We start from the raw sequence: 19,150 nt of genomic DNA, 5'->3' as shown, positions 1-19,150 counted from the left end.
TAACCGCGTTCGGCGGCCGCAACAGTGTTCGGCATTGTCGACCCGGGTTCGTTGACCCGGCCTCGATGGTTTCCTACGGTTCACCGCAAGGTGACGTTACCTCACCGCAGCGTCACCGGCCGGCCCTCCACTTCCCCCGACGGGAGGGCTGCCACCCCCACCGTTTCTGGAGGCATCATGGCGCAACGGTTGAAAGCGCCCGGGCTCGTTGGCGAGTTGGCCGCCGAGTTCGCCGGCACCGCGATACTCATCCTCTTCGGCGTGGGCGTGGTCGCCCTGGCGGTCTTCAAGGGCTTCTCCTGGCGCAAGGTGATGCCGTACGCCCTGGCCCAGACCGCCGGCGCGTTCGTCGGCCGCTTCCTGCCCAGCGAGGACGAGCTGGAGCCGGGCACCCTTGCTACCGAGAAGACCCCGACCGAGGACGAGTTCGCCCGGATCTGACAACGCCGATCCGAATCCTTACGACGGACACAGAAGGAGACACCCGCATGGCTGATTTCGTCGGCGCGGTAGACCAGGGCACCACCAGCACCCGCTTCATGATCTTCGACCACGGCGGCAACGAGGTCGGCCGCCACCAGCTCGAACACCAGCAGATCCTGCCGCAGGCCGGCTGGGTGGAGCACAACCCGCTCGAGATCTGGGAGCGGACCCAGACGGTCGTCCAGACCGCGATGAACGCCCGTGGCCTGACCGCCTCCGACCTGGTCGCGCTCGGCATCACCAACCAGCGCGAGACCACGGTTGTGTGGAACCGCCGGACCGGCCGGCCCTACTACAACGCCATCGTCTGGCAGGACACCCGTACCGACCGGATCGCCTCGGCCCTGGAACGCGACGGCAAGGGCGACGTCATCCGACGCAAGGCCGGCCTGCCTCCGGCGACGTACTTCTCCGGCGGGAAGATCCAGTGGATCCTCCAGAACGTCGACGGGGTCCGGGAGGCCGCCGAGCGCGGCGAGGCCGTCTTCGGCAACACCGACACCTGGCTGCTGTGGAACCTGACCGGCGGCGTCGAGGGCGGAGTGCACGTCACCGACCCGACCAACGCCAGTCGCACAATGCTGATGAACCTGGAGACGCTGGACTGGGACGACGAGCTGCTGTCCTTCTTCGACATCCCCCGCGCCATGCTGCCGGAGATCCGGCCGTCGTCCGACCCCCGCTCGTACGGCAGCACCCGGCAGCACGGCCCGTTCGCCGGCCGGGTCGCGATCACCGGCGACCTGGGCGACCAGCAGGCCGCCACGGTCGGGCAGGTCTGCTTCGCCCCGGGTGAGGCGAAGAACACCTACGGCACGGGCAACTTCATGCTCCTCAACACCGGGACGGAGATCGTGCGGTCGAGGGCCGGGCTGCTCACCACGGTGTGCTATCAGTTCGGCGACGACGCCCCGGTGTACGCGCTCGAAGGCTCGATCGCGGTCACCGGCTCGGCTGTGCAGTGGCTGCGCGACCAGCTCAAGATCATTAGTACCGCCGCGCAGAGCGAGATCCTGGCCCGCCAGGTGGAGGACAACGGCGGGGTGTACTTCGTGCCCGCGTTCTCCGGCCTGTTCGCACCGTACTGGCGCTCCGACGCACGTGGCGCGATCGTCGGCCTCTCCCGGTTCAACACCGACGCCCACATCGCCCGGGCCACTCTCGAGTCCATCTGCTATCAGAGCCGGGACGTGGCCGACGCCATGGAGCAGGACTCCGGGGTGCACCTGGAGTGCCTCAAGGTCGACGGCGGCGTCACCGTCAACGACCTGTGCATGCAGATGCAGGCGGACATCCTCGGCGTGCCGGTCAGCCGGCCGGTGGTCGCCGAGACCACCGCCCTCGGCGCGGCGTACGCCGCCGGCCTCGCCGTCGGCTTCTGGAAGAACACCGACGAGCTGCGCGAAAACTGGAACGAGAGCCGGCGCTGGCAGCCGGGCTGGTCGCCGGAGCAGCGCGAGAACGGCTACGGCCGGTGGAAGAAGGCGGTCCAGCGCACCCTCGACTGGGTCGACGTCGACTGACGCCCCACCCTTCAAGGATCCGGGCGGCCGGCGCCCGTCGCCGGCCGCCCCCACCCACCTCAGAAGAGAGAAGACGGGTGCTTTTCCGCGACACTGTCACCGGCCGCCCGCGAGCGGTCCCTGGCCGCCCTCGGTAGCGGCCATGAACTGGACGTCCTGGCGATCGGCGGCGGCGTCACCGGCGCCGGCTGCGCTCTCGACGCCGTCACCCGGGGTCTGTCGGTCGGGCTCATCGAGGCCGGCGACTGGGCCAGCGGTACGTCGAGCCGGTCCAGCAAGCTCATCCACGATGGCCTGCGCTACCTGGAGATGCTCGACTTCGGGCTGGTCCGCGAGGCACTGCGCGAGCGGGGCCTGCTCCTGCAGCGGCTCGCCCCGCACCTGGTCCGCCCGGTGCCGTTCCTCTACCCGCTGCGCCACCGGGGCTGGGAACGGTTGTACGCCGGCGCCGGCGTGCTGCTCTACGACACGATGAGCCTGTCCGGCCGCCACGGGCGCGGCCTGCCGGCCCACCGGCACCTGAGCCGCCGCGGGGCGCTGCGCGCCTGCCCGTCGCTGCGGCCCGAGTCGCTGGTCGGCGCTCTGCAGTACTACGACGCCCAGGTCGACGATGCCCGGCTGGTGACCTTCCTCGTCCGCACCGCCGCCGCGCACGGGGCGCACCCGCTGTCGCGGGCCCGCGTCGTGGGTTCCTGCGCGAAGGCGCCCGGGTCACCGGCGCCCGGGTGCACGACCTGGAGACCGACCAGGTGTTCGAGGTGCGCGCCCGGCAGGTCATCAACGCCACGGGGGTGTGGACCGACGACACCCAGGCCCTCGTCGGCGAGCGGGGCCAGTTCCAGGTGCGCGCCTCCAAGGGCATCCACCTCGTGGTGCCGCGCGACCGGATCCGGTCCAGCACCGGCCTGATCCTGCGCACCGAGTCCAGCGTGCTGTTCGTGATCCCGTGGGGCCGGCACTGGCTGGTCGGCACCACCGACACCGACTGGGACCTGGACAAGGCGCATCCGGCGGCGACCAGCAGGGACATCGACTACCTGCTGGAGCGCGTCAACGCGGTGCTGGCCACCCCGCTGACCCGCGACGACGTCGAGGGCGTGTACGCCGGCCTACGCCCGCTGCTGTCCGGAGAGTCCGACGCGACCGCCCAGCTGTCGCGGGAGCACACAGTGGTCAGTCCGGCGCCCGGACTCGTGGTGGTGGCCGGCGGCAAGTACACGACGTACCGGGTGATGGCGCGAGACGCGGTCGACGAGGCGGTGCGCGGCCTCGGCGGCGCGGTGGCCGCCTCGTGCACCGACCGGGTGCCCCTGCTGGGGGCGGAGGGCTACGTCGCCCGGTGGAACCAGCGCCGCCGGCTGGCGCAGCAGTCCGGCCTGCACACCGAGCGCGTGGAGCACCTGCTGCGGCGCTACAGCGCCGCCGTCGACGAGGTGCTGGCGCTGCTGCGGGAGGACCCCACGCTCGGCGCGCCGCTCGACGGCGCGGAGGACTACCTGCGGGTGGAGGTCGTCTACGCGGCGTCCGCCGAGGGGGCGCTGCACCTGGAGGACGTGCTGACCCGGCGCACCCACATCTCGATCGAGAGCTTCTACCGGGGTCCGATGGCCGCCCGGCCGGCGGCGACGCTGATGGCGTCGGCCCTCGGCTGGGGCGACGAGCGGGTCGACCGGGAGGTGGCGCACTACGTCGCGCGCGTCCAGGCCGAGCGGGCCGCGCACGAACAGCCCGACGACGCGGCGGCCGACGCCTTCCGGCTGGACGCGCCCGACGTGGTGCCGGCGGTTACCGTGGCGGCCTGACCGGGCTCCGGCGGTGTGCCCGGCATGCCGCCAGTACCGCGTCGGCTGCGGCGGCCAGCCCGACCGCTCAAGTCGCCAGCGAGGAGGCGGAACTTCGCCAGGCGGTGGTGGCGTACTCGGACGCCTTCCTCGACGTGAAGCCTACGGCCGGCTACGAGCTGTTCTCGGCCAGGTGCAAGGAGCGCGTGACCCTCAGCGAGTTCACCGCCATGCTCACGGCCGCCAAGGAGATGTACGGCAAGGCGATGCCGATCAAGCCTTCCGAGGCACAGATTTCAGGCGAGCTGGCCCGAGTGACCTACACCTATGACGTGCCTGCCCTAGACCAGAACAAGGAGCCGTGGGCGCGGGAAGACGGCAAGTGGAAGCAGGACGACTGCTGAGCCTTGCATCAAGCTCCGCGCCAGCCCACGCCATCATGAGCAGCGGACTGGCGGGTGGCGACGCGCGCATGTGCCGAAGGTAGGACGTCGAGGCGCCAGTGACCCTCGACGAGACATGAGCGGGTTCTGTACGCGGTTGGTGTGTTGGTCGTCGTGATGGATGATGCCGGACGTGATCACCAGAGAGCGCGCTGTCGCGCTCGTCGAGGCCTTGCTGATCAGGCAGCGACGGGAGGGACGGCTGGCTGATGTGCCGGAGGTTGCGGTCTGCGGTGTCGAGGAGCACGTCCTCGGGTGGTTGGTCGCCTGGCAGTCTGTCGAGTACCTGCGTTCCGGTGACTTCGGCAAGATGCTGGTGGGACAGGGGCCGTACTTCGTAGATGGGGAAGACGGCAGCATCCACCACGTGCCAGTCGCGATGTGTGGCACGGATCGATGGGCTGACGTGTATCTGCAGCAGTACAAGGGCGTGAGACCCCCGGATCCGCTGCTCGCCGAAGTTCGTGCCCTCGTACAGGGTGGGGGCAGGATGGCGGCGCTGCGGTATGTCCGCCAGCAGGCGCCGCGGATGAGCCTGCGGAATGCCCAGGCGTACGTCGAGGCGGTGATCGAGGGAGATGTGCCACCGGAGTGTTTGGCGAGCCTCACTCGGGAGGAACCAGAGCCGCTGCTATTAGCGATCGAGACGCTTGCCGGCCCGTCTGACGAGGACGCTGGAGCGTAGGCCAACAACTGAGGGTTGCGGACGCCAACCACACCGATGAAGACGACCCGAGGGTGAGCATCGCCGGGTATCCATCGAGAAGCGGATGTTACCGGAGCTGTTGCTTTGCTCTTGCTCTTTCGAAGAAAGGAAGCTGCGACGGGTCCGAAGCCGAACCGGCCCGAACCCGCCGCCCGACGGGGTACAGGTGTCGAGAGCAGCTAGTGACATGCGCTGCCCGGATGTGGGGGACGGCCGATGCCCTGTCTGGACCGCACCGGCCGCCCGTCCACTACGGCTGGGCTCGTACAAGCCCCACCGGGTGCGCCAAGTCGATCTGGCCACTGTCGTTCCTCTCACCTCGTCCTTCCGACAACGAGCACATCGCGTGCGGGGTGTGCGCCACAAGGCTCTTCACACCGCTGATACGGAAACCGGCCGGGAATTGACGCCGCCGGTACGCCGCCAGCTTGCCGTCAGGGACCGCCGGTCCCGTAACGAATCGTGCTGAGGCGGTTCGTGTCTGCCGATACGCGCGTCGTGGCGCCAGCGCCGACCGGCTCGCATGCCTGCGTAGGCGGCACCCGTAGGCCGAGTGGCTGCCGTTATGGCCGTGTCAAGAATCGTCGCGTCGTCGTAGCGGGTGCGTGAAAGCCGTCGACGGTGGCCGGCCGGGCGCAATGAGATGGCGGAAGGTGGACTCGATGCGCGGGTCCGCACGGTCGTCGGAGGCTTGCCATGGCAGTGGATCGCAATCTGTGGGAACCACGGGGCGCGCAGCAGACGCCGACGGGCGTCAGCGTGGCGATCGGCTGGACGGCGATGGTCGCCGCGTCCCTCCTGGCGGCGGCGTTGTTCTCGCGGTCGGAGATGCCAGGGCGGGTGCTCGTTGTCGCTGTGGCGGCTGGTGCCTTTGCGGCGTTGGTCCCTGACCTGCGCGCCGTGGCTGCGGTTACCGGTCTGGCCATGGCCACGTTCGTCGGATTCCTGGCGAACCAATTCGGTGAGCTGACCGGTGGCGACGGTGCCTGGTCGTACGCGGTGGTGATCGGTTTCGGTGGGGTTCTCGGGATCGGCTACCGGTTCATGCGGCAGGTCCCGTAGGTGCGAAGCGAGGAGCGTTCAGTACCGCTGCAGGGAGTGGTGGAAAGGCCCGTGCTCGGTGGACGTGATGTGACGGTCGAACCGCCGGACGACGTCTTCGACGGCCGTCGTGCGGCTTGAGGCGTGCGTCGTACCGCAGCGCCTGGCGTCCCCGCCGGGCTGGTGCGGGTGCCGTTGCGTGCGGCAGCGGATCCTTTCGGGCCGGGCCACGATCCGCCCGGGAACCTACGATGGCCTCGATGAGGATTCCGGAACGGCGACCCGAGGACGTACCTACCGACGAGGCCCGGGTCGACGAGGCCCTGCGACTGATCTCCGGCGTGCCGGTCGAACTCGATGCCGCAGTTGAGCGGCTCAGTCGTGGCAGCGGCGTCTACGCCTGGTGGGCTGCGCCCTCCGTCTTTCCCGACCTTTCCGGGCTGCCGAATGACAGCGTCCCGCCGTTACGGATGCTGTACCTCGGACGGGCGACCAGCCTGCGGGGACGGGTCCTTCGTAACCATCTGAGGCGTTCGGGCAGCTCGACGCTGCGCCGTACCCTGGCCGGGCTTCTGACGGCCGAGGGCTACCGCACGACCTGGACCGACCGTGTCGTCCTGATCCCCGAGGATGAGGCGCGGCTGACGACGTGGATGCACACGCACCTGCGCTTGACCTGGGCCGAAGACGCGGAACCGACGACCATCGAAACCGAGCTTGTGCGGCGTCTGCACCCGCCGCTCAACGTACACGGCGTCAACCCCGAGCACGTCCAGGCTGCCGTGGTCGCCGCCAAGAACGCCTACAACGCCAGCAGCCGCCCGGCCGAGCCTCCACGAACGCCGTAACTGGTTGCCCGACATCCGCACGGGTGCGGTTGCGCGCTCGTGCCGCGACGAGGGCGGGAGCCTTTCGTCGCAGGGGCTGCGGTGGCCATCATGGTCTCTCATGAGGTTCGAGACGCTCGTGATCGTGGACGTGGTGGGCCGGCCGCGAGCTACGCCGGATTAGGGACGTTCGTGGATGTTCCTCTGGGACCTAGGCCATTCCGAGGCCGCGGCGGCCGATTTCGTTGAGGTCTTCGGGCTGGAAGCGGTTGGGCCACTCGCGCTCGTAGTCCTCGGCGGGGAAGTCCGAAGGGCTCGATCCGCTGAGGAACGCCTCGCGGACGTTGGCGGCGTACTTCTCGTTGCGGGGGCACCACGGTGCGGCGGGGATGTACATGACGTTGCCCCAGCCCTTCTGCGACTCGACCGGTGCGACACTGTGGATCATGTCGGCGTGCCACCAGACCGAGTCACCGGCCTGCACGTCGGGGATGCCGGTCAGTGCCTCCATGAGCGGGGCGTGCCATTTGTGGCCAGCCGGGAAGACCTGGTTGACGGTGACGCCACACATGTCGTCGTCGGGGACGTCGGACAGCAGCGGGCGCAGCATCAGGTACGCCATGGCCTCGGGAATCGGCACGGTGTGCAGCACGCCCTGGTCGTGGGCCATGTCAGACAGGGCGGTCCAGCCTTGGAAGGTGCGGAATGCCGAGCACATGGTGGTGCCGGGGTACTGCGGGCCGTCGGTGCGGTGCGCGGCGTCCCACGGGTCGTACTGTTCGACGCTGCCGTCGAACAGGTGCCGGAACGCCTGCTGGTAGGACCTGGTCATCCACAGGTCCAGGGTGCCGGGGTCGAGGTGGGTGCCCAGGCCGGCGGAGTCGACGCCCTCGGGGCGGCGGCGGATGCGGTCGGGGTAGAGCGAATCCCTGTTCGGGTCGAACCACTGCACGCCGTCAGACTCCGACTTCCACTGGCTGTTGAGGAAGGCCTGGACGGCCGCCATCCGGTAGCTCTGGCGGGCCTGCATCTGGGCGGGCGACCAGTAGATCGGGTAGATCTCGGGCCTGGAGCCGACGCTGCCGAAGAAGTCGTCGCCGGGGCCGCGGTAGTTCTCGAAGAAGTTGTTGCTCTCGACGTAGTCGACGATGTCCTGGTCCCACGCGAGGGCCTGGTCGCGGTCGAAGTGGCCGCGCACGATCAGGCAGCCGCGGCGGCGCAGCAGGTCGAGTTGCGCGGCGGTGACGGTGCCGTTCGCGATGTCGGCGTAGTCGATGACCGGCCAGACGCTCTCGCCGCTACGGCGGGCGGCGTTGATGTCATCTACCGCGGCCTGGACCCGCTGTTCGACGACGGCGAAAACCTCATCGACCGTGCGCCCGGAGGCCTCGATCCGGGCGCGCAGCGCGGCCTTGATCTCCCGGGTGGCCGCTTTGAGGTCGGTGGGGGTCTGCTCCCAGTGCGGCAGTGTGGTGCTGGTCGACACGGCGCCTCCTTCTAGTTAGCCCACGTTACTTGAAAGACCCTACTGGGTCGAAACTCTTCTAGGCAACAGCACTGACTAGAATGTTGGCGTGGAGCCCACCTTGCCGTCGCAGGAGATCGTCCGGTCGCTCACCGACGAACACGTGCTTCGCGCGTTCATGCAGCACCGTCGACTTACTCGCGCCGAGCTTGCCGTCGAGATCGGCATCTCCAAGCCGACTGCGGGAGAGAGTGTGCGCCGGCTGACCGAACGCGGGCTGGTGGTCGACACAGGTGAGCGCACCCCGGGCGGTCGCGGTCGCGGTCGGGTGGGCTCGTACTACGCGCTCGCGCCGGCGGTGGGCGTGGCACTCGCGATCGTCATCGCCCCGGAGGGTGTCGTGGCGGAGTGCCTGGACATCTACGGTGACACCGTGTCGCGCGCGGTCCGGCCGATCGACCGGCCCGCCCGCCCGAGCCAGGCTGCCGATGCGCTGGCCGCCGCGGCCGCCGAGGTTCTCGCCGCAGCCGGCCGGCCGGCCCGGCTGGCCGTCGTCAGCGCGGCCGACCCGGTAGATCGCGCCACCGGCCGCCTGGTACAGCTGCCCGATTCACCTTTCCTGGTCGGTGACCTCGACCCGGTCGCCGTCCTCGCGCCACGCGCGGGCGGCTCGGTCGTCGTCGACAACGACGTGAACTGGGCGGCGCTGGCCGAGCGGAACACCGCCTGCGACTTTGCTTACCTCTACTTGGGTGAAGGGCTGGGCTGTGCGATCGTCAGCGACGGCGAGGTCCGCCGTGGGCATACGGGCCTGACCGGTGAGATCGCCCACCTGCTGACCGTCGGGCCGGGTGGTCGCGCGGTCCGGTTGATCGAGGTCTTCGGCGAGCTGGGTCTGCGCCGCGACGGCTCGACCGCGATCGATGTCGAGCGGCTCCTCCACAGCGACCCCGCGACGCGGGAGCTCATCGGCCAGGCCGTTGCCGGTGTCGTCGCCGCCGTGGTCGCGCTTGTCGACCCGCAGGAGATCGTTGTTGGCGGTTCGTGGGGCCCTACCCTGATTGGGAGCATCCGCTCGGCGACAACACGGATGCCGCGCGAGGTCTCCGTGCGACCCGCCGTGCTGACCGGCGAGCCGGTTCTGGCCGGTGTGCGCGCGGAGGCGCTCAACCGCCTCCGGTCAGCCATCACGACGACCGACTGATCCGGGCGTCCAGCTTCCAATCGTCGAGTTTGTCGACAGGCCGCACGGCCACCGGTTTGCTGCGCCTCGTACGACCGGGCCCTGCGGAGCGGACTGCCTGCCGTGCTGCCGCTGGACGGCACCCGCGCCGCCACGGCGGGGGCGTCGTGACAGGCGGGCCGCGCACGGGCGAGATCGCCGAGCAGGCCAGCCTCAACATCCAAACCTTGCGCTATTACGAAAAGATCAGCGGCGTCCTCGCGGTCGTCGCCTCCGGCGCTTGCGGGGATGACAAGGGTTCCTGTGCGCGCATAACGTGCACTCGATGATCCGACCCGCGTTCCTGGACGTCGCCGAGGCCGCCATGGCCCTGTTGCGCAATCCGATACTGGCCGAGCAATGGTCCTCGCCCAGCGCACTGCCGGACTTCTCCACCGGCGGCCTCGCCCGCCATCTGGCCAACCAGGTCACTCAGACGGTGACGTTCCTCGCCGCGCCGCCAGGAGAATCGGCGATCTCCGTGCTGGAGCATTTCACCGGCAACGCCTGGGTGACGTCAGGCGTGGGTAGTGCCGACAACATCGACATCCGGCGCCGCAGCGAGCAGACAGCTGCCGCGACGACAGCCGGGGAGCTGGCGGACGCGGTCGATGCGGCATTGGCCGACCTGGGTGCCACGGTGACAGCGCAACCGCCCGACCGCATCGTGGACCTGGGCGACTGGGGCCTAATAGTCGACGACTTCCTGCTGACCCGGGTCATGGAGCTGGTCGTGCACACCGACGACCTGGCAGTCAGCCTCGGCTTGCCGACGCCACCGATGCCGCGGGCAGCGACTGAAGCGACAATCCAGCTGCTGAGCAGCCTTGCGGCCTGGCGACACGGTTCCCTGAACGTGATACGCGCGCTAGCTCGGCAGGAACGAGCTCCCACCTCCATCTCCGCCCTCTAGCACTGACGCCGGAACGGAGACGAAAGATTTGACCTGCGCCGATGCGATCGAGCGGTGCGGCGTGACCTCCCAGTGCAGGTCGAAGTGGTCAGGCGTTGCTGCTCCCAGGATGGCTGGCGCCAGGCTATTGGCACGATCGTCGTCGTCATGCCGTGGGTGTGGCAGACGGTCAAGCCAGTGTGTCTGTTGGTGCCGGACCACGTCGGCGAGCGTTCGGCGATACGGTCGATTGTGGCCGTGGACCTTCGAGTAGGCCGCTATTCTCGGCCCACCCAAGTGGCGACGCACGCCTCGTTGCCCTCGGCGTCGGCCAAGACCCACCACTTCGGTGCGTGCGCGTCGGAGACCAGTTGGCCACCCGCGGCCAATGCGGCGGCGATGCGGGCCTCGGCCTGATCATGCGGGACGGCAACATCAAGGTGCATCCGGTTGCGTTGTGGACGCTGGGCATCCATTGGCTGCATTCCGAAGCCCGGACCCCGGCGCGCCGGGTCGGCTAGATAGTCATCATCGATCTGGTGATAAGCCAGCAGCGCCCGCCAGAACGGCAGCACGTGCGCGCCGACGAGGGCGTCGAGGGTGACGTTGACGAGCTGCACGGCGGTCGGGTCGGCGGGGATGTCCAGGTCCCTGGCGGCAGCCGAGATCCGCCGGGCCAGCGCAACGTCGCGCGACAACAGGGATACCGTGACGCCGACAGGACGCAGATCGATGTTGACGTACTGCTGCTCCGCGCCACTGGCGAGCCGGCCGACCTCATCGACGAACGCTATGCCCTTGGCCAGCGAGCCGGTGCGGAAATACGCCGAGACCACGTGGTAGAGGCAGCGCCAGTCCTCGACACCGTCGGCCGCGTGGAACTGCCCGGCCGTGATCTGCACCGTCATGCCGGCGAACCTAGCACCGGCTGCGCGACGGAGCGCACCGTGGCTCTCGCACTCACTGGTCGGCGGTGCACTCTCACGGCCGTCCGAGCGTGGTGCAGGCGTGCCCGTAGCGCTCGGTAACCGCGCCGGGGCACCGGCGCACGTTTCACGGTGTCAGATACGGCCGCCCGAAACCCGAGCGCACTTCCTCGACTGCCTGTCTTGACTCGGCTTCAGTGAGTTCTGGTCGGTGGCGGCGGCCCGCTGGACTGCGGTCGGCAACGTCCTGTGTCGCCTGGCAGGGGAGTGCGCGCAGGTCAAGGCGGTAGGGAGCCGCTGGTCGGCCCGGCCTTGCAGGCGAGCGGTGCGCCGTGACCTCCCAGTGGATACCGAAGTGGTCAGGGCTCGCTGCTCCCCGCATCGCTTGTGTCTCCGAGGTCAGGGTCGTCGAGGTTGCGTCCGTCGTCCGGTATCCTCGCGGCCCAGGTGATCGCGCTGACGGGGAGCGGACGATGACTGACGTATCGGCTCAGGCGAGCGACGAGTTGGCGGCCTTCGTCGGGGCGACGATGCCGGTGCTCGTTGAGCGGATCCCCGCAACGCCCGCGCGTCTGCTGGGACGCTTGGCCGCGCCGGAGGAGGCGGATTCGCGCTCGGTGGGTGCTCACCGGTTCGGCCGCCCGGTCGATGGTGAGCCCGGGTGCCTGACGGCGTTGCGAGCGTTGGGGCCCCTGCCGGTGGAGCGCCTGCTCGGCGCGCTCGAGTTGGTTGTCGGCGGTCACGACTGGAGTGGTGCACCGGACGTTTTGGCGGGTCTGTTGCAGCCGCCGGATGTCCAGTATGCCTGGATGGTTGCCGGCGGGCACGACAGTGAGGTGACGTCCGCGACGGCTCTGCTACATCGACTGCATCCTGGACTGGCCGACCGTACGGTGGCGTTGGTGCGAGAGCTTGCGGCGCACCCATGGGTCGCGCCGCTGCTGGCAGCCACGCCCGCGGCGACCGATGAGCCATCGATCGCGGCTGAGCACGGTGCCGCTCATCTCGGCTTGGCGGTGGCGGTTGCTGGTGCCGTGGTCCACCAGGCGGCGCCGCCGGTGATCGTGGAACGTGCCGCCGCCACGGTCGGCCTGGGAGTCGGCGCCGCGGCGTTACTGCTGCGGGAAGCACCCATGCCGCCGGCATACGCGGCGGCGTCGCTCGCCAGGATCCGCGCGGAGTACCTGCTGCCGCGCCACATGTCCGGCACGGTGACCGCAGCCGAGCACCGGTTCGGGCTTGCCGAGCACGAGTTGCCAAAGCAGGCCGACTTCGCCGGCAACGGGATGGTCGCCGTGGCCGACGGCGGCATTGTCGTGCGCACCGGTGTCGCAGTGGGCACGGTCCGCGTTGAACTGGCCGTGCTCGCGGAGGCCCCAGACGAACTGGAGTCCGGCTGGGAGGAGATCGTCGAAGTGAGCTGGCGTGCCGCCGAGGGGCGCGCATCAGTGATGGCGCCGGACGGCACGGGCGACCGCGGCCTACGCCGGCAGACCCCGCCGTGGCCCGGCGAATACCGGACCCGGGTACACGCCCGCGGACGCGACGACCTCGACGCCGAGCTCGAGAGCTACAAGCTCGTCGTCTGGGGCGCGCCCGCCTCACCGGAAATCGTCCACAAGCGCACCGACCAACTCGGGCACCGGCTGCGCGGCGAGCCCGAGCCAGCCCGGCCCCCCGAGCACGCGTACCGATGGATTCGGCGCAGCCCGATCTCCCAGGCAGCGACGGTCACCCTCGTCGCCGGCGCGACGGTCGAGCAGACGTTACGTGCGTTCGGAGCCGACCCGGACCAGGCGGAATCGATCAACGACATTCAGCGCGACCTGTCACTACGGCGTGCCATCGACCCCTGGATCACCGTGCTGGACGGCGGTGACGCGGTCCTGGTCGTGGAGGACAACGGCTTCCGCGGCACGGACGCGGCGGTGCTGCGTATCGCGTCGACCGGCGGCCGGGCGGCCAGCATGTTCTGGAACGTCAACGCCGTCACCCGGCTCTCCTTCGCTGAGGCCGGCCAACTGCTCGCTGCCTTCGAGCCGTGGGGACACGATGAGTACCCGCCGGAGGTTGCCGCAGCTCTCGTCGGGCTCGACTTCGCCGAGCCCGGCGATCGCGCTGAGAAGGGACTGGTCGCAGTCACACGGTTCACCGGCCGGGGCATCACCGCTGCCGACCTCACCCGGATCCGCGCCGCCGGCATCGGTTACCGCATCACAGGATAGGCACACGGCCGCACCCCGGTCCGAGACGAGGACCTCAGGCACATCCATGACAGTCCGAGCGCACGGTCCCGTCGCGCCAGACCAGTAGCTGGTCCCCGTTAGCTGAGACACCGATCCCACTCGCGACGCCGTGACCAGCGCATCCTCTGTGGTGACACCTTCGGCGAACCGAACAGGTCAGCCCATTTGCTCCCGGTCGTCAGTCGGACGACGTCCGCTCATGTCGATGCGGATGTTCGCGGCGGCCGCGATGATCGAAGATGTCGGCCATGAGCCACGAGCACCGCACCTTTCACAACCCTCCATCGGCAACGCCCGCCGATGTGCGGAGGGCTCTCGACCGCAACGACATCGTCGGGGCTACGAATGCCATGGTCGGATGCGCGCTGTACGGCGACGGCGACTGGAAGGTGTCGCAGGAGCTCTACCTGACTTTGCTCGATCACCCTGACCACCAGGTGCAGGCGCTTGCAGCCACTTGCCTCGGGCACCTCGCGAGGGTTTACGGTCAACTCGACGAAGATCGTGTAGTCCCCGCACTCCGCCACGTGCGCGCCAGGCCCCACGTCAGGGGGACCGCCGGCAACGCGCTGGAGGACATTGAGGTCTTCCTGCATCCTCGGCGTGCGCGCTGGCGTGGGCGCCTGTGGCGACTTACACGACCGTGGACCTGGTTCTAAAGCAGTTCGGCGCAAAAGTATTCAGCAGTCGCGGACCCGGGTGCAGGCAGGACGTTCAAGTTCACTGGTTTGCCGCCGATCGGGTATCACAGATCGTCACGAGCTAACCGTGATCGGATACCTTTCCGATCACGTTCTCGATCTTGGGGCAGCGGAGCGACTCGCCCAGCCGCTAGCATCGCGCTGAATTCCGTCCCCCATTACGGAGACCTCCATGCGCAAACTTGCCGCCGCCGCCCTCATGGGCGTGCTCGTGGCCGTCCTTCCGGCAACGGCCGCCCTGGCTGCCGACCCCAAGCCGGATATCGCGGTGACCTCCGCCGCCGACAAGGCCAACTACGCCGAGGGCGAGACCTTCACCATCACGGTCACGGTGAAGAACAAGAGCTCCGTCGACGCCAAGCGGGTGCACTACACCGGCGGCGACAGCGAGGGCGTCGACGGTGTCGCCTACGGTGAGCTGTCGACCGGCTTCGACCTCGCCGCCGGCGCCACCAAGACCGTTCAGATCACCGGCAAGACCAACAACCTGGCGTGGCAGTCCGGCTACGGATTCGTCGCCTTCTCGCTCGCCGCCGACAACGGCGAGGCCAACGACGCCGACAACATCACCAGCGTGCGGCTGCTGGTGGCGGGCGCCTTCGACGATCTCGGCGGCTACGTCTTCCAGGGTGAGTCCTATGGCGCCGAGTGGACGCCCCAGACGCCTGGCGTCCCGGGTGTCAAGGTCGTCGCCACCAGTGCCGACGGCAAGACGAAGCACGCCGAGGCCATCACGGACGCCAAGGGCCTGTTCCGTTTCGCCCACCTCCCCGCCGGCGACGTCCTGCTGACCTTCACCGCGCCGGCGGGCTGGAAGATCCTGGCTGGCGAGAACGGCGAGGACGACCACACTCTGGCGCAGGTCCGCGCCGACGACAGCGACGAGCCGAGCATCTACGTGCCGGCGAAGAAGGTCGCCGTGAGCTCGCCGAGCGCCTCGCCGTCGGCCCCGAGTGGTTCGCCGTCGGCGTCGGCGCCGAGCGTCTCGCCGTCGGCATCGGCGTCGTCGAGCGCCGGCCCGGGCCTGCCGGTCACCGGCGACAACACCATGCTGTTCGTCGGCGCGGCTGCGGTCGCCCTCGCGGTCGGCACGGTGCTGGTGCTCGTCGCACGGCGCCGCCGTGTACGCCTGCAGGCCTGATCGACCGAGATCGCTCCAGCGGCCGAACACCCGCAGGCTGTAGCGTTCCCCGCTATGTCGAGCAAGGCGAAGGGCGCCGAGGCCCCAGCACCCCGCTGGAGCCTCGGCGCCGCGACTCCGGCCGCGACAACGCCCTCAACGCGCGCTCCGTCGGGTGTTCACGCTCATGGTCCTCGTCGGCCACTCGAACATCCTCGGCTTCGGGACCTTCCTGCGAGGTCTGTGGCGTTGAATGTTGCACTCATCGGGGAGGCCCGCATGGTGAAGTCTTCGGCCCGGCGGCGCCCACTATTCGGCCCCGGTTGAGCCGTTTCGGGAGCCCGCTCACGATGAGTGGGCTCCCCGGAGCCTGGCCCGGCTCGAACGGTGGTGCCATCCCTGGGTCAGTGACGTGCGGTACCGGCGCCGCACGTTGGCAGGCCGGCCTCCGAGATTAGCGCGTCCACGCCCTGGTGGGGGAGTTCGTGTACGTCGCCGTGTCGATCTTCGCGGGCCAGGCGAGCATAGCGGCTTCGGCAACGGCGAGAAGCTCCTCCGTGCTGGCGCCGTCGCGCGCGTGCTGGGACATGCCCTGCAGGATGACGCCGACGAGGACGGCCAGCCGGTCGGCGTCGGTGTCGGCGGGTAGCCGGCCGTCGGCGACATCGACCTTGATCCGCTCTCGGAGCGCGGTGATGTTGGCGGCCCGTTGGGCGCGCAACAGGTCGGCGATGTCAGCCGACGTTGCGGTGCAGTTGACGGCCGCGCTGATGACGAGGCAACCAGGTGGATGTTCGGGCCGGGTGTACTCCACTGCGGCGGCGCGTAGCGCGCGGGCGACTCCGTCACGCGTGGACTCCTCCGCCGCGAGTGCCGTCGCGAGGAACGTGCCGTGAGTCTGCTGATAGCGCTCGACCACCTCGCGGAACAGAGTCTTCTTGTCGCCGAACGCCGCGTAGAGGCTGGGTGGGGTGATGCCCATGGCCGCGGTGAGTTCGGCCACCGACACCGGCTCGAAGCCGCGTTGCCAGAACTCGTGCAGCGCCGTCAGCAGGGCCTGGTCCCGGTCGAAGGCTCGGGGCCGGCCACGCCGGCGGGGACGATCGTTGGCCATTGACACATTCTATAGCGCTCGCTAGCCTCGTGCCAGGAAATACATAGCGCTTACTACAGAAAGGTCACGCGGCATCATGGCACTGCTCAACGGCAAGACCGCTCTGGTCACGGGCGGCAGCCGAGGCATCGGTCGGGCAATCGCCACGCGGCTCGCGGCGGACGGCGCCCTCGTCGCCGTCCACTTCGGCACCAACGAGGCAGCCGCTAACGACACCATCACCTCCATCACCGAAGCCGGAGGCCGTGCGTTCGCGGTCCGTGCTGAACTGGGTGTACCCGGCGACGCGCAGGCGCTGTGGTCCGCCTTCGACGCCGGCCTCACCGAATCCGGCGCCGAACCGGGCGTCGACATTCTGGTCAACAACGCCGGCATCGCGAACTCCAACGACCTGGCCCGCACGACAGAGGCCGAATTCGACAAGATCTTCGCCGTGAACGTGAAAGCCCCGTTCTTCATCCTTCAGCAGGCCCTGAGCCAGTTGCGGGACAACGGCCGGGTCATCAACATCTCCTCCGGCACCACCCGCATCGCCGCACCCGCGATCATCACCTACTCGCTGACCAAGGGCGCAATCAACACTCTTACCTTCACCCTCGCCAAGCAACTCGGCGAACGCGGTATCACGGTCAACTCGGTGGTCCCCGGCATCGTCGACGTGGACAGCAATGCCGTCTGGCTGCGGGACAACCCTGAACAACTCGCTTTCTGGGGCTCCTTCTCCCCGTTCAACCGGGTCGGCCAACCCGTCGACATCGCCGACGTGGTGGCCTTCCTCGCCTCCGACGAGGCCCGCTGGGTCACCGGCCAGCATCTCGACGCCACCGGCGGCGCACACCTGTGACACACCCCTGTCCGGAGCCGGCGCCGCTGCCGACATTGCCTGCGACCGCTGCCCGCAGTGGCGATGGCGTGCTGTTCGACGGTGGGCCGCCCCCGACGCCGCCGGCCGCCTCACCGCTCGTGCACTGCTGCGGGCTTGGGTTGGACGCAGGCCTCACGCTGCACGTCGACGTCGTGGCCGGCGCGCAGCTCGCCGTAGCCACGGCACTGCTGAGACACCGCGGATCGGACCCCCTGATCAGCGCAGGGCCGCGCGGTCTTCGGAAGCGGCGTCGACCATCTCGGCGGCCTCGCGACGGATCCGCTCGCTCCCCCAGGCGCCGAGCGGCCCGAGCGCCCGGTTGAGCGTGCGCCCGTGCTCGGTCAAGGAGTATTCCACCCGCGGCGGCACCTCGGCGTGGACCTTCCGGTGCACCAGGCCGTCCTCCTCGAGCTCGCGCAAATGCTGAGTCAGCATCTTCTCGCTCACTCCGGGCAGACCCCGACGCAGCTGCGCGAAACGGCGTACGCCATGGGCCTCGAGTTCCCAGAGGATCAGGCCCTTCCACTTGCCGCTCACCACGTCGAGCGCCGCGTCGATGCCGCAGATGTAAGGCCCGCGTCGGGATGCCTTGGCCATCGCTGACCCCCCTTACTGAAAGGTAAGTACCGCAGAACTTAGTGGGTACTTACGAGAATAGTGACGCGGCGCCGAGCATGGAGAGGTGGACAACCAACAGCACAACAGCGCCGTCACCGTGATCGGGCTCGGCCCGATGGGCCAGGCGATCACCCGCACCCTCCTCGCCGCCGGCCACCCCGTCACGGTCTGGAACCGCACCACCGGCCGGGCCGAGGGCGTCGTCGCCGACGGCGCGACGCTCGCGGCGACAGCCGCCGAGGCGGTCGAGGCGAGCAGCCTCGTCATCCTCAGCCTCACCGACTACCAAGCGATGTACGACATCCTCGGCCCGGCCACCGCGTCTCTCGCCGGCCGGACGTTGGTCAACCTAAGCTCCGACACCCCCGACCGCAGCCGCGAGGCGGCATCCTGGGCGGCGGCCCACGACGCGGCCTTCCTCACCGGCGGCGTCATGGTCCCAGCGCCGATGGTCGGCACCGACGCGGCGTACGTCTACTACAGCGGTCCCGGCGATGTGCTGGACGGCAGCCGAGAGGCGCTGGCCCGGCTCGGCGCGCCGAACCACCTGGGCGAGGACCCGGGTCTCGCCCAGATGATGTATCAAGCCCAACTCGCCGTATTCCTCGGCACCCTGTCCGCGTTGATGCACGCCACCGCGATGCTGGGTGCCACGGGAATGACGGCCACGGAGGCAATGCCGGAGCTGATCGCCTCGGCCGAGTCGATCGGCGCCATTCTCCGCGCCGGCGAGGAAACCCCCGGCGCCGCGCTGGACGCTGGAGAACACCCCGGCGATCTCAGCACGGTCACCATGATGGGCGCGACCGCCGACCACATCGTCGAGACCAGCACGACACTGGGCCTCGACCTCGCGCTTCCCCTGGCCGTGCGAGCACATTATCGGCAGGCGATCGAGAATGGGCACGGCGGCGACAACTGGACCCGCATCATCGACAGCATCCGCGAGCCACGGGACAAGCGGCATCGTCTCATCAGCTGACGTGTGGGACCGGGCCCTGCCGTCGTTCGTCGTACGCGCGGCGGGCGGCGGCTCGGTAATCGCTGCCGCGCTCGCGACGGCGCCCGGCTCCGCTGGGCTGTGGTGGTTACTGCGGGACTGGCTGCGCAACCGGCGGGAGTGAGGTCGCTTCAGCGACGTCACCAGAGTGATCGAGAAGGTCGGGCCGGCCGGTGC

The 19,150-nt window shown here is 69.2% G+C and carries 17 protein-coding genes and 2 pseudogenes; 15 read left to right on the top strand and 4 right to left on the bottom strand.

The features are described from left to right. Positions 1-177 precede the first annotated feature (177 nt). The 7 genes and pseudogenes from ABGB10_RS17135 to ABGB10_RS17105 all read left to right on the top strand — a co-directional run. Positions 178-351, top strand: a pseudogene (locus ABGB10_RS17135) (aquaporin); the annotation flags it as partial. Between the two features lie 137 nt (positions 352-488). After that, on the top strand, positions 489-2,006 hold the full coding sequence (gene glpK / locus ABGB10_RS17130; RefSeq protein WP_347661843.1) for a glycerol kinase GlpK: 1,518 nt from the start codon (positions 489-491) through the stop codon (positions 2,004-2,006). A gap of 93 nt (positions 2,007-2,099) precedes the next feature. Continuing rightward, a pseudogene (locus ABGB10_RS17125) lies at positions 2,100-3,808 on the top strand (glycerol-3-phosphate dehydrogenase/oxidase). A 107-nt stretch (positions 3,809-3,915) separates the two neighbouring features. Beyond that, the gene (locus tag ABGB10_RS17120) at positions 3,916-4,191 is read left to right on the top strand and encodes a hypothetical protein (RefSeq protein ID WP_347661842.1); all 276 of its coding nucleotides are present in this window, start codon (positions 3,916-3,918) and stop codon (positions 4,189-4,191) included. 172 nt (positions 4,192-4,363) lie between these two features. Beyond that, on the top strand, positions 4,364-4,915 hold the full coding sequence (locus tag ABGB10_RS17115; protein ID WP_347661841.1) for a YrhB domain-containing protein: 552 nt from the start codon (positions 4,364-4,366) through the stop codon (positions 4,913-4,915). A 717-nt stretch (positions 4,916-5,632) separates the two neighbouring features. Beyond that, positions 5,633-5,998 (top strand): hypothetical protein, encoded by a 366-nt coding sequence (locus ABGB10_RS17110; protein ID WP_347661840.1) that lies wholly within the window; start codon positions 5,633-5,635, stop codon positions 5,996-5,998. A gap of 239 nt (positions 5,999-6,237) precedes the next feature. After that, positions 6,238-6,825, top strand: coding sequence for a GIY-YIG nuclease family protein (locus ABGB10_RS17105; protein ID WP_347661839.1), 588 nt, complete (start codon positions 6,238-6,240; stop codon positions 6,823-6,825). A 190-nt stretch (positions 6,826-7,015) separates the two neighbouring features. Here the strand turns inward: ABGB10_RS17105 and ABGB10_RS17100 are convergent, their stop codons facing one another. Beyond that, positions 7,016-8,290: a DUF1479 domain-containing protein gene (locus ABGB10_RS17100; RefSeq protein WP_347661838.1), complete on the bottom strand. Its 1,275-nt coding sequence runs from the start codon at positions 8,288-8,290 to the stop codon at positions 7,016-7,018. 88 nt (positions 8,291-8,378) lie between these two features. Between ABGB10_RS17100 and ABGB10_RS17095 the strand changes: the two genes are divergently transcribed. Both ABGB10_RS17095 and ABGB10_RS17090 read left to right on the top strand, forming a co-directional pair. After that, a complete protein-coding gene (locus ABGB10_RS17095) occupies positions 8,379-9,473 on the top strand; it encodes an ROK family transcriptional regulator (protein WP_347661837.1) in 1,095 nt (364 codons plus the stop codon). A gap of 304 nt (positions 9,474-9,777) precedes the next feature. Next, positions 9,778-10,404 carry a maleylpyruvate isomerase N-terminal domain-containing protein gene (locus tag ABGB10_RS17090; protein WP_347661836.1) on the top strand — a complete coding sequence of 209 codons (627 nt, stop codon included), beginning with the start codon at positions 9,778-9,780 and terminating at the stop codon, positions 10,402-10,404. Positions 10,405-10,661: 257 nt separating this feature from the next. On the opposite strand, the gene ABGB10_RS17085 is transcribed toward ABGB10_RS17090, so the two are convergent. Beyond that, positions 10,662-11,291: a VOC family protein gene (locus ABGB10_RS17085; protein WP_347661835.1), complete on the bottom strand. Its 630-nt coding sequence runs from the start codon at positions 11,289-11,291 to the stop codon at positions 10,662-10,664. Between the two features lie 524 nt (positions 11,292-11,815). Here ABGB10_RS17085 and ABGB10_RS17080 point away from each other — a divergent pair. The 3 genes from ABGB10_RS17080 (at position 11,816) to ABGB10_RS17070 (ending at position 15,397) form a co-directional block, all read left to right on the top strand. Continuing rightward, a complete protein-coding gene (locus ABGB10_RS17080) occupies positions 11,816-13,534 on the top strand; it encodes a DUF6461 domain-containing protein (RefSeq protein WP_347661834.1) in 1,719 nt (572 codons plus the stop codon). A 269-nt stretch (positions 13,535-13,803) separates the two neighbouring features. Beyond that, positions 13,804-14,214, top strand: a complete 411-nt coding sequence (locus ABGB10_RS17075) for a hypothetical protein (protein ID WP_347661833.1) — start codon at positions 13,804-13,806, stop codon at positions 14,212-14,214. A gap of 214 nt (positions 14,215-14,428) precedes the next feature. After that, positions 14,429-15,397, top strand: coding sequence for an SdrD B-like domain-containing protein (locus ABGB10_RS17070; RefSeq protein ID WP_347661832.1), 969 nt, complete (start codon positions 14,429-14,431; stop codon positions 15,395-15,397). Positions 15,398-15,830: 433 nt separating this feature from the next. Here the strand turns inward: ABGB10_RS17070 and ABGB10_RS17065 are convergent, their stop codons facing one another. Further along, complete coding sequence (locus ABGB10_RS17065; protein WP_347661831.1) at positions 15,831-16,490, bottom strand: TetR/AcrR family transcriptional regulator; 660 nt, start codon at positions 16,488-16,490, stop codon at positions 15,831-15,833. Between the two features lie 76 nt (positions 16,491-16,566). Here ABGB10_RS17065 and ABGB10_RS17060 point away from each other — a divergent pair, with 76 nt between their 5' ends. Beyond that, complete coding sequence (locus ABGB10_RS17060) at positions 16,567-17,334, top strand: SDR family oxidoreductase (protein WP_347661830.1); 768 nt, start codon at positions 16,567-16,569, stop codon at positions 17,332-17,334. A gap of 237 nt (positions 17,335-17,571) precedes the next feature. Here the strand turns inward: ABGB10_RS17060 and ABGB10_RS17055 are convergent, their stop codons facing one another. Further along, positions 17,572-17,952: a helix-turn-helix domain-containing protein gene (locus ABGB10_RS17055; protein WP_347661829.1), complete on the bottom strand. Its 381-nt coding sequence runs from the start codon at positions 17,950-17,952 to the stop codon at positions 17,572-17,574. Between the two features lie 85 nt (positions 17,953-18,037). Between ABGB10_RS17055 and ABGB10_RS17050 the strand changes: the two genes are divergently transcribed. Together ABGB10_RS17050 and ABGB10_RS17045 are read left to right on the top strand one after the other, a co-directional pair. Next, on the top strand, positions 18,038-18,955 hold the full coding sequence (locus ABGB10_RS17050; protein ID WP_347661828.1) for an NAD(P)-binding domain-containing protein: 918 nt from the start codon (positions 18,038-18,040) through the stop codon (positions 18,953-18,955). 1 nt (position 18,956) lies between these two features. After that, complete coding sequence (locus ABGB10_RS17045) at positions 18,957-19,097, top strand: hypothetical protein (RefSeq protein WP_347661827.1); 141 nt, start codon at positions 18,957-18,959, stop codon at positions 19,095-19,097. The last annotated feature ends 53 nt before the right edge of the window (positions 19,098-19,150 follow it).

Origin of the sequence: Micromonospora sp. B9E7, assembly GCF_039871815.1 — a bacterium.
Taxonomy (GTDB): Bacteria; Actinomycetota; Actinomycetes; order Mycobacteriales; family Micromonosporaceae; genus Micromonospora.
Note: the sequence above shows the minus strand (reverse complement) of the source record. Positions and strands in the feature narration are given on the sequence as shown.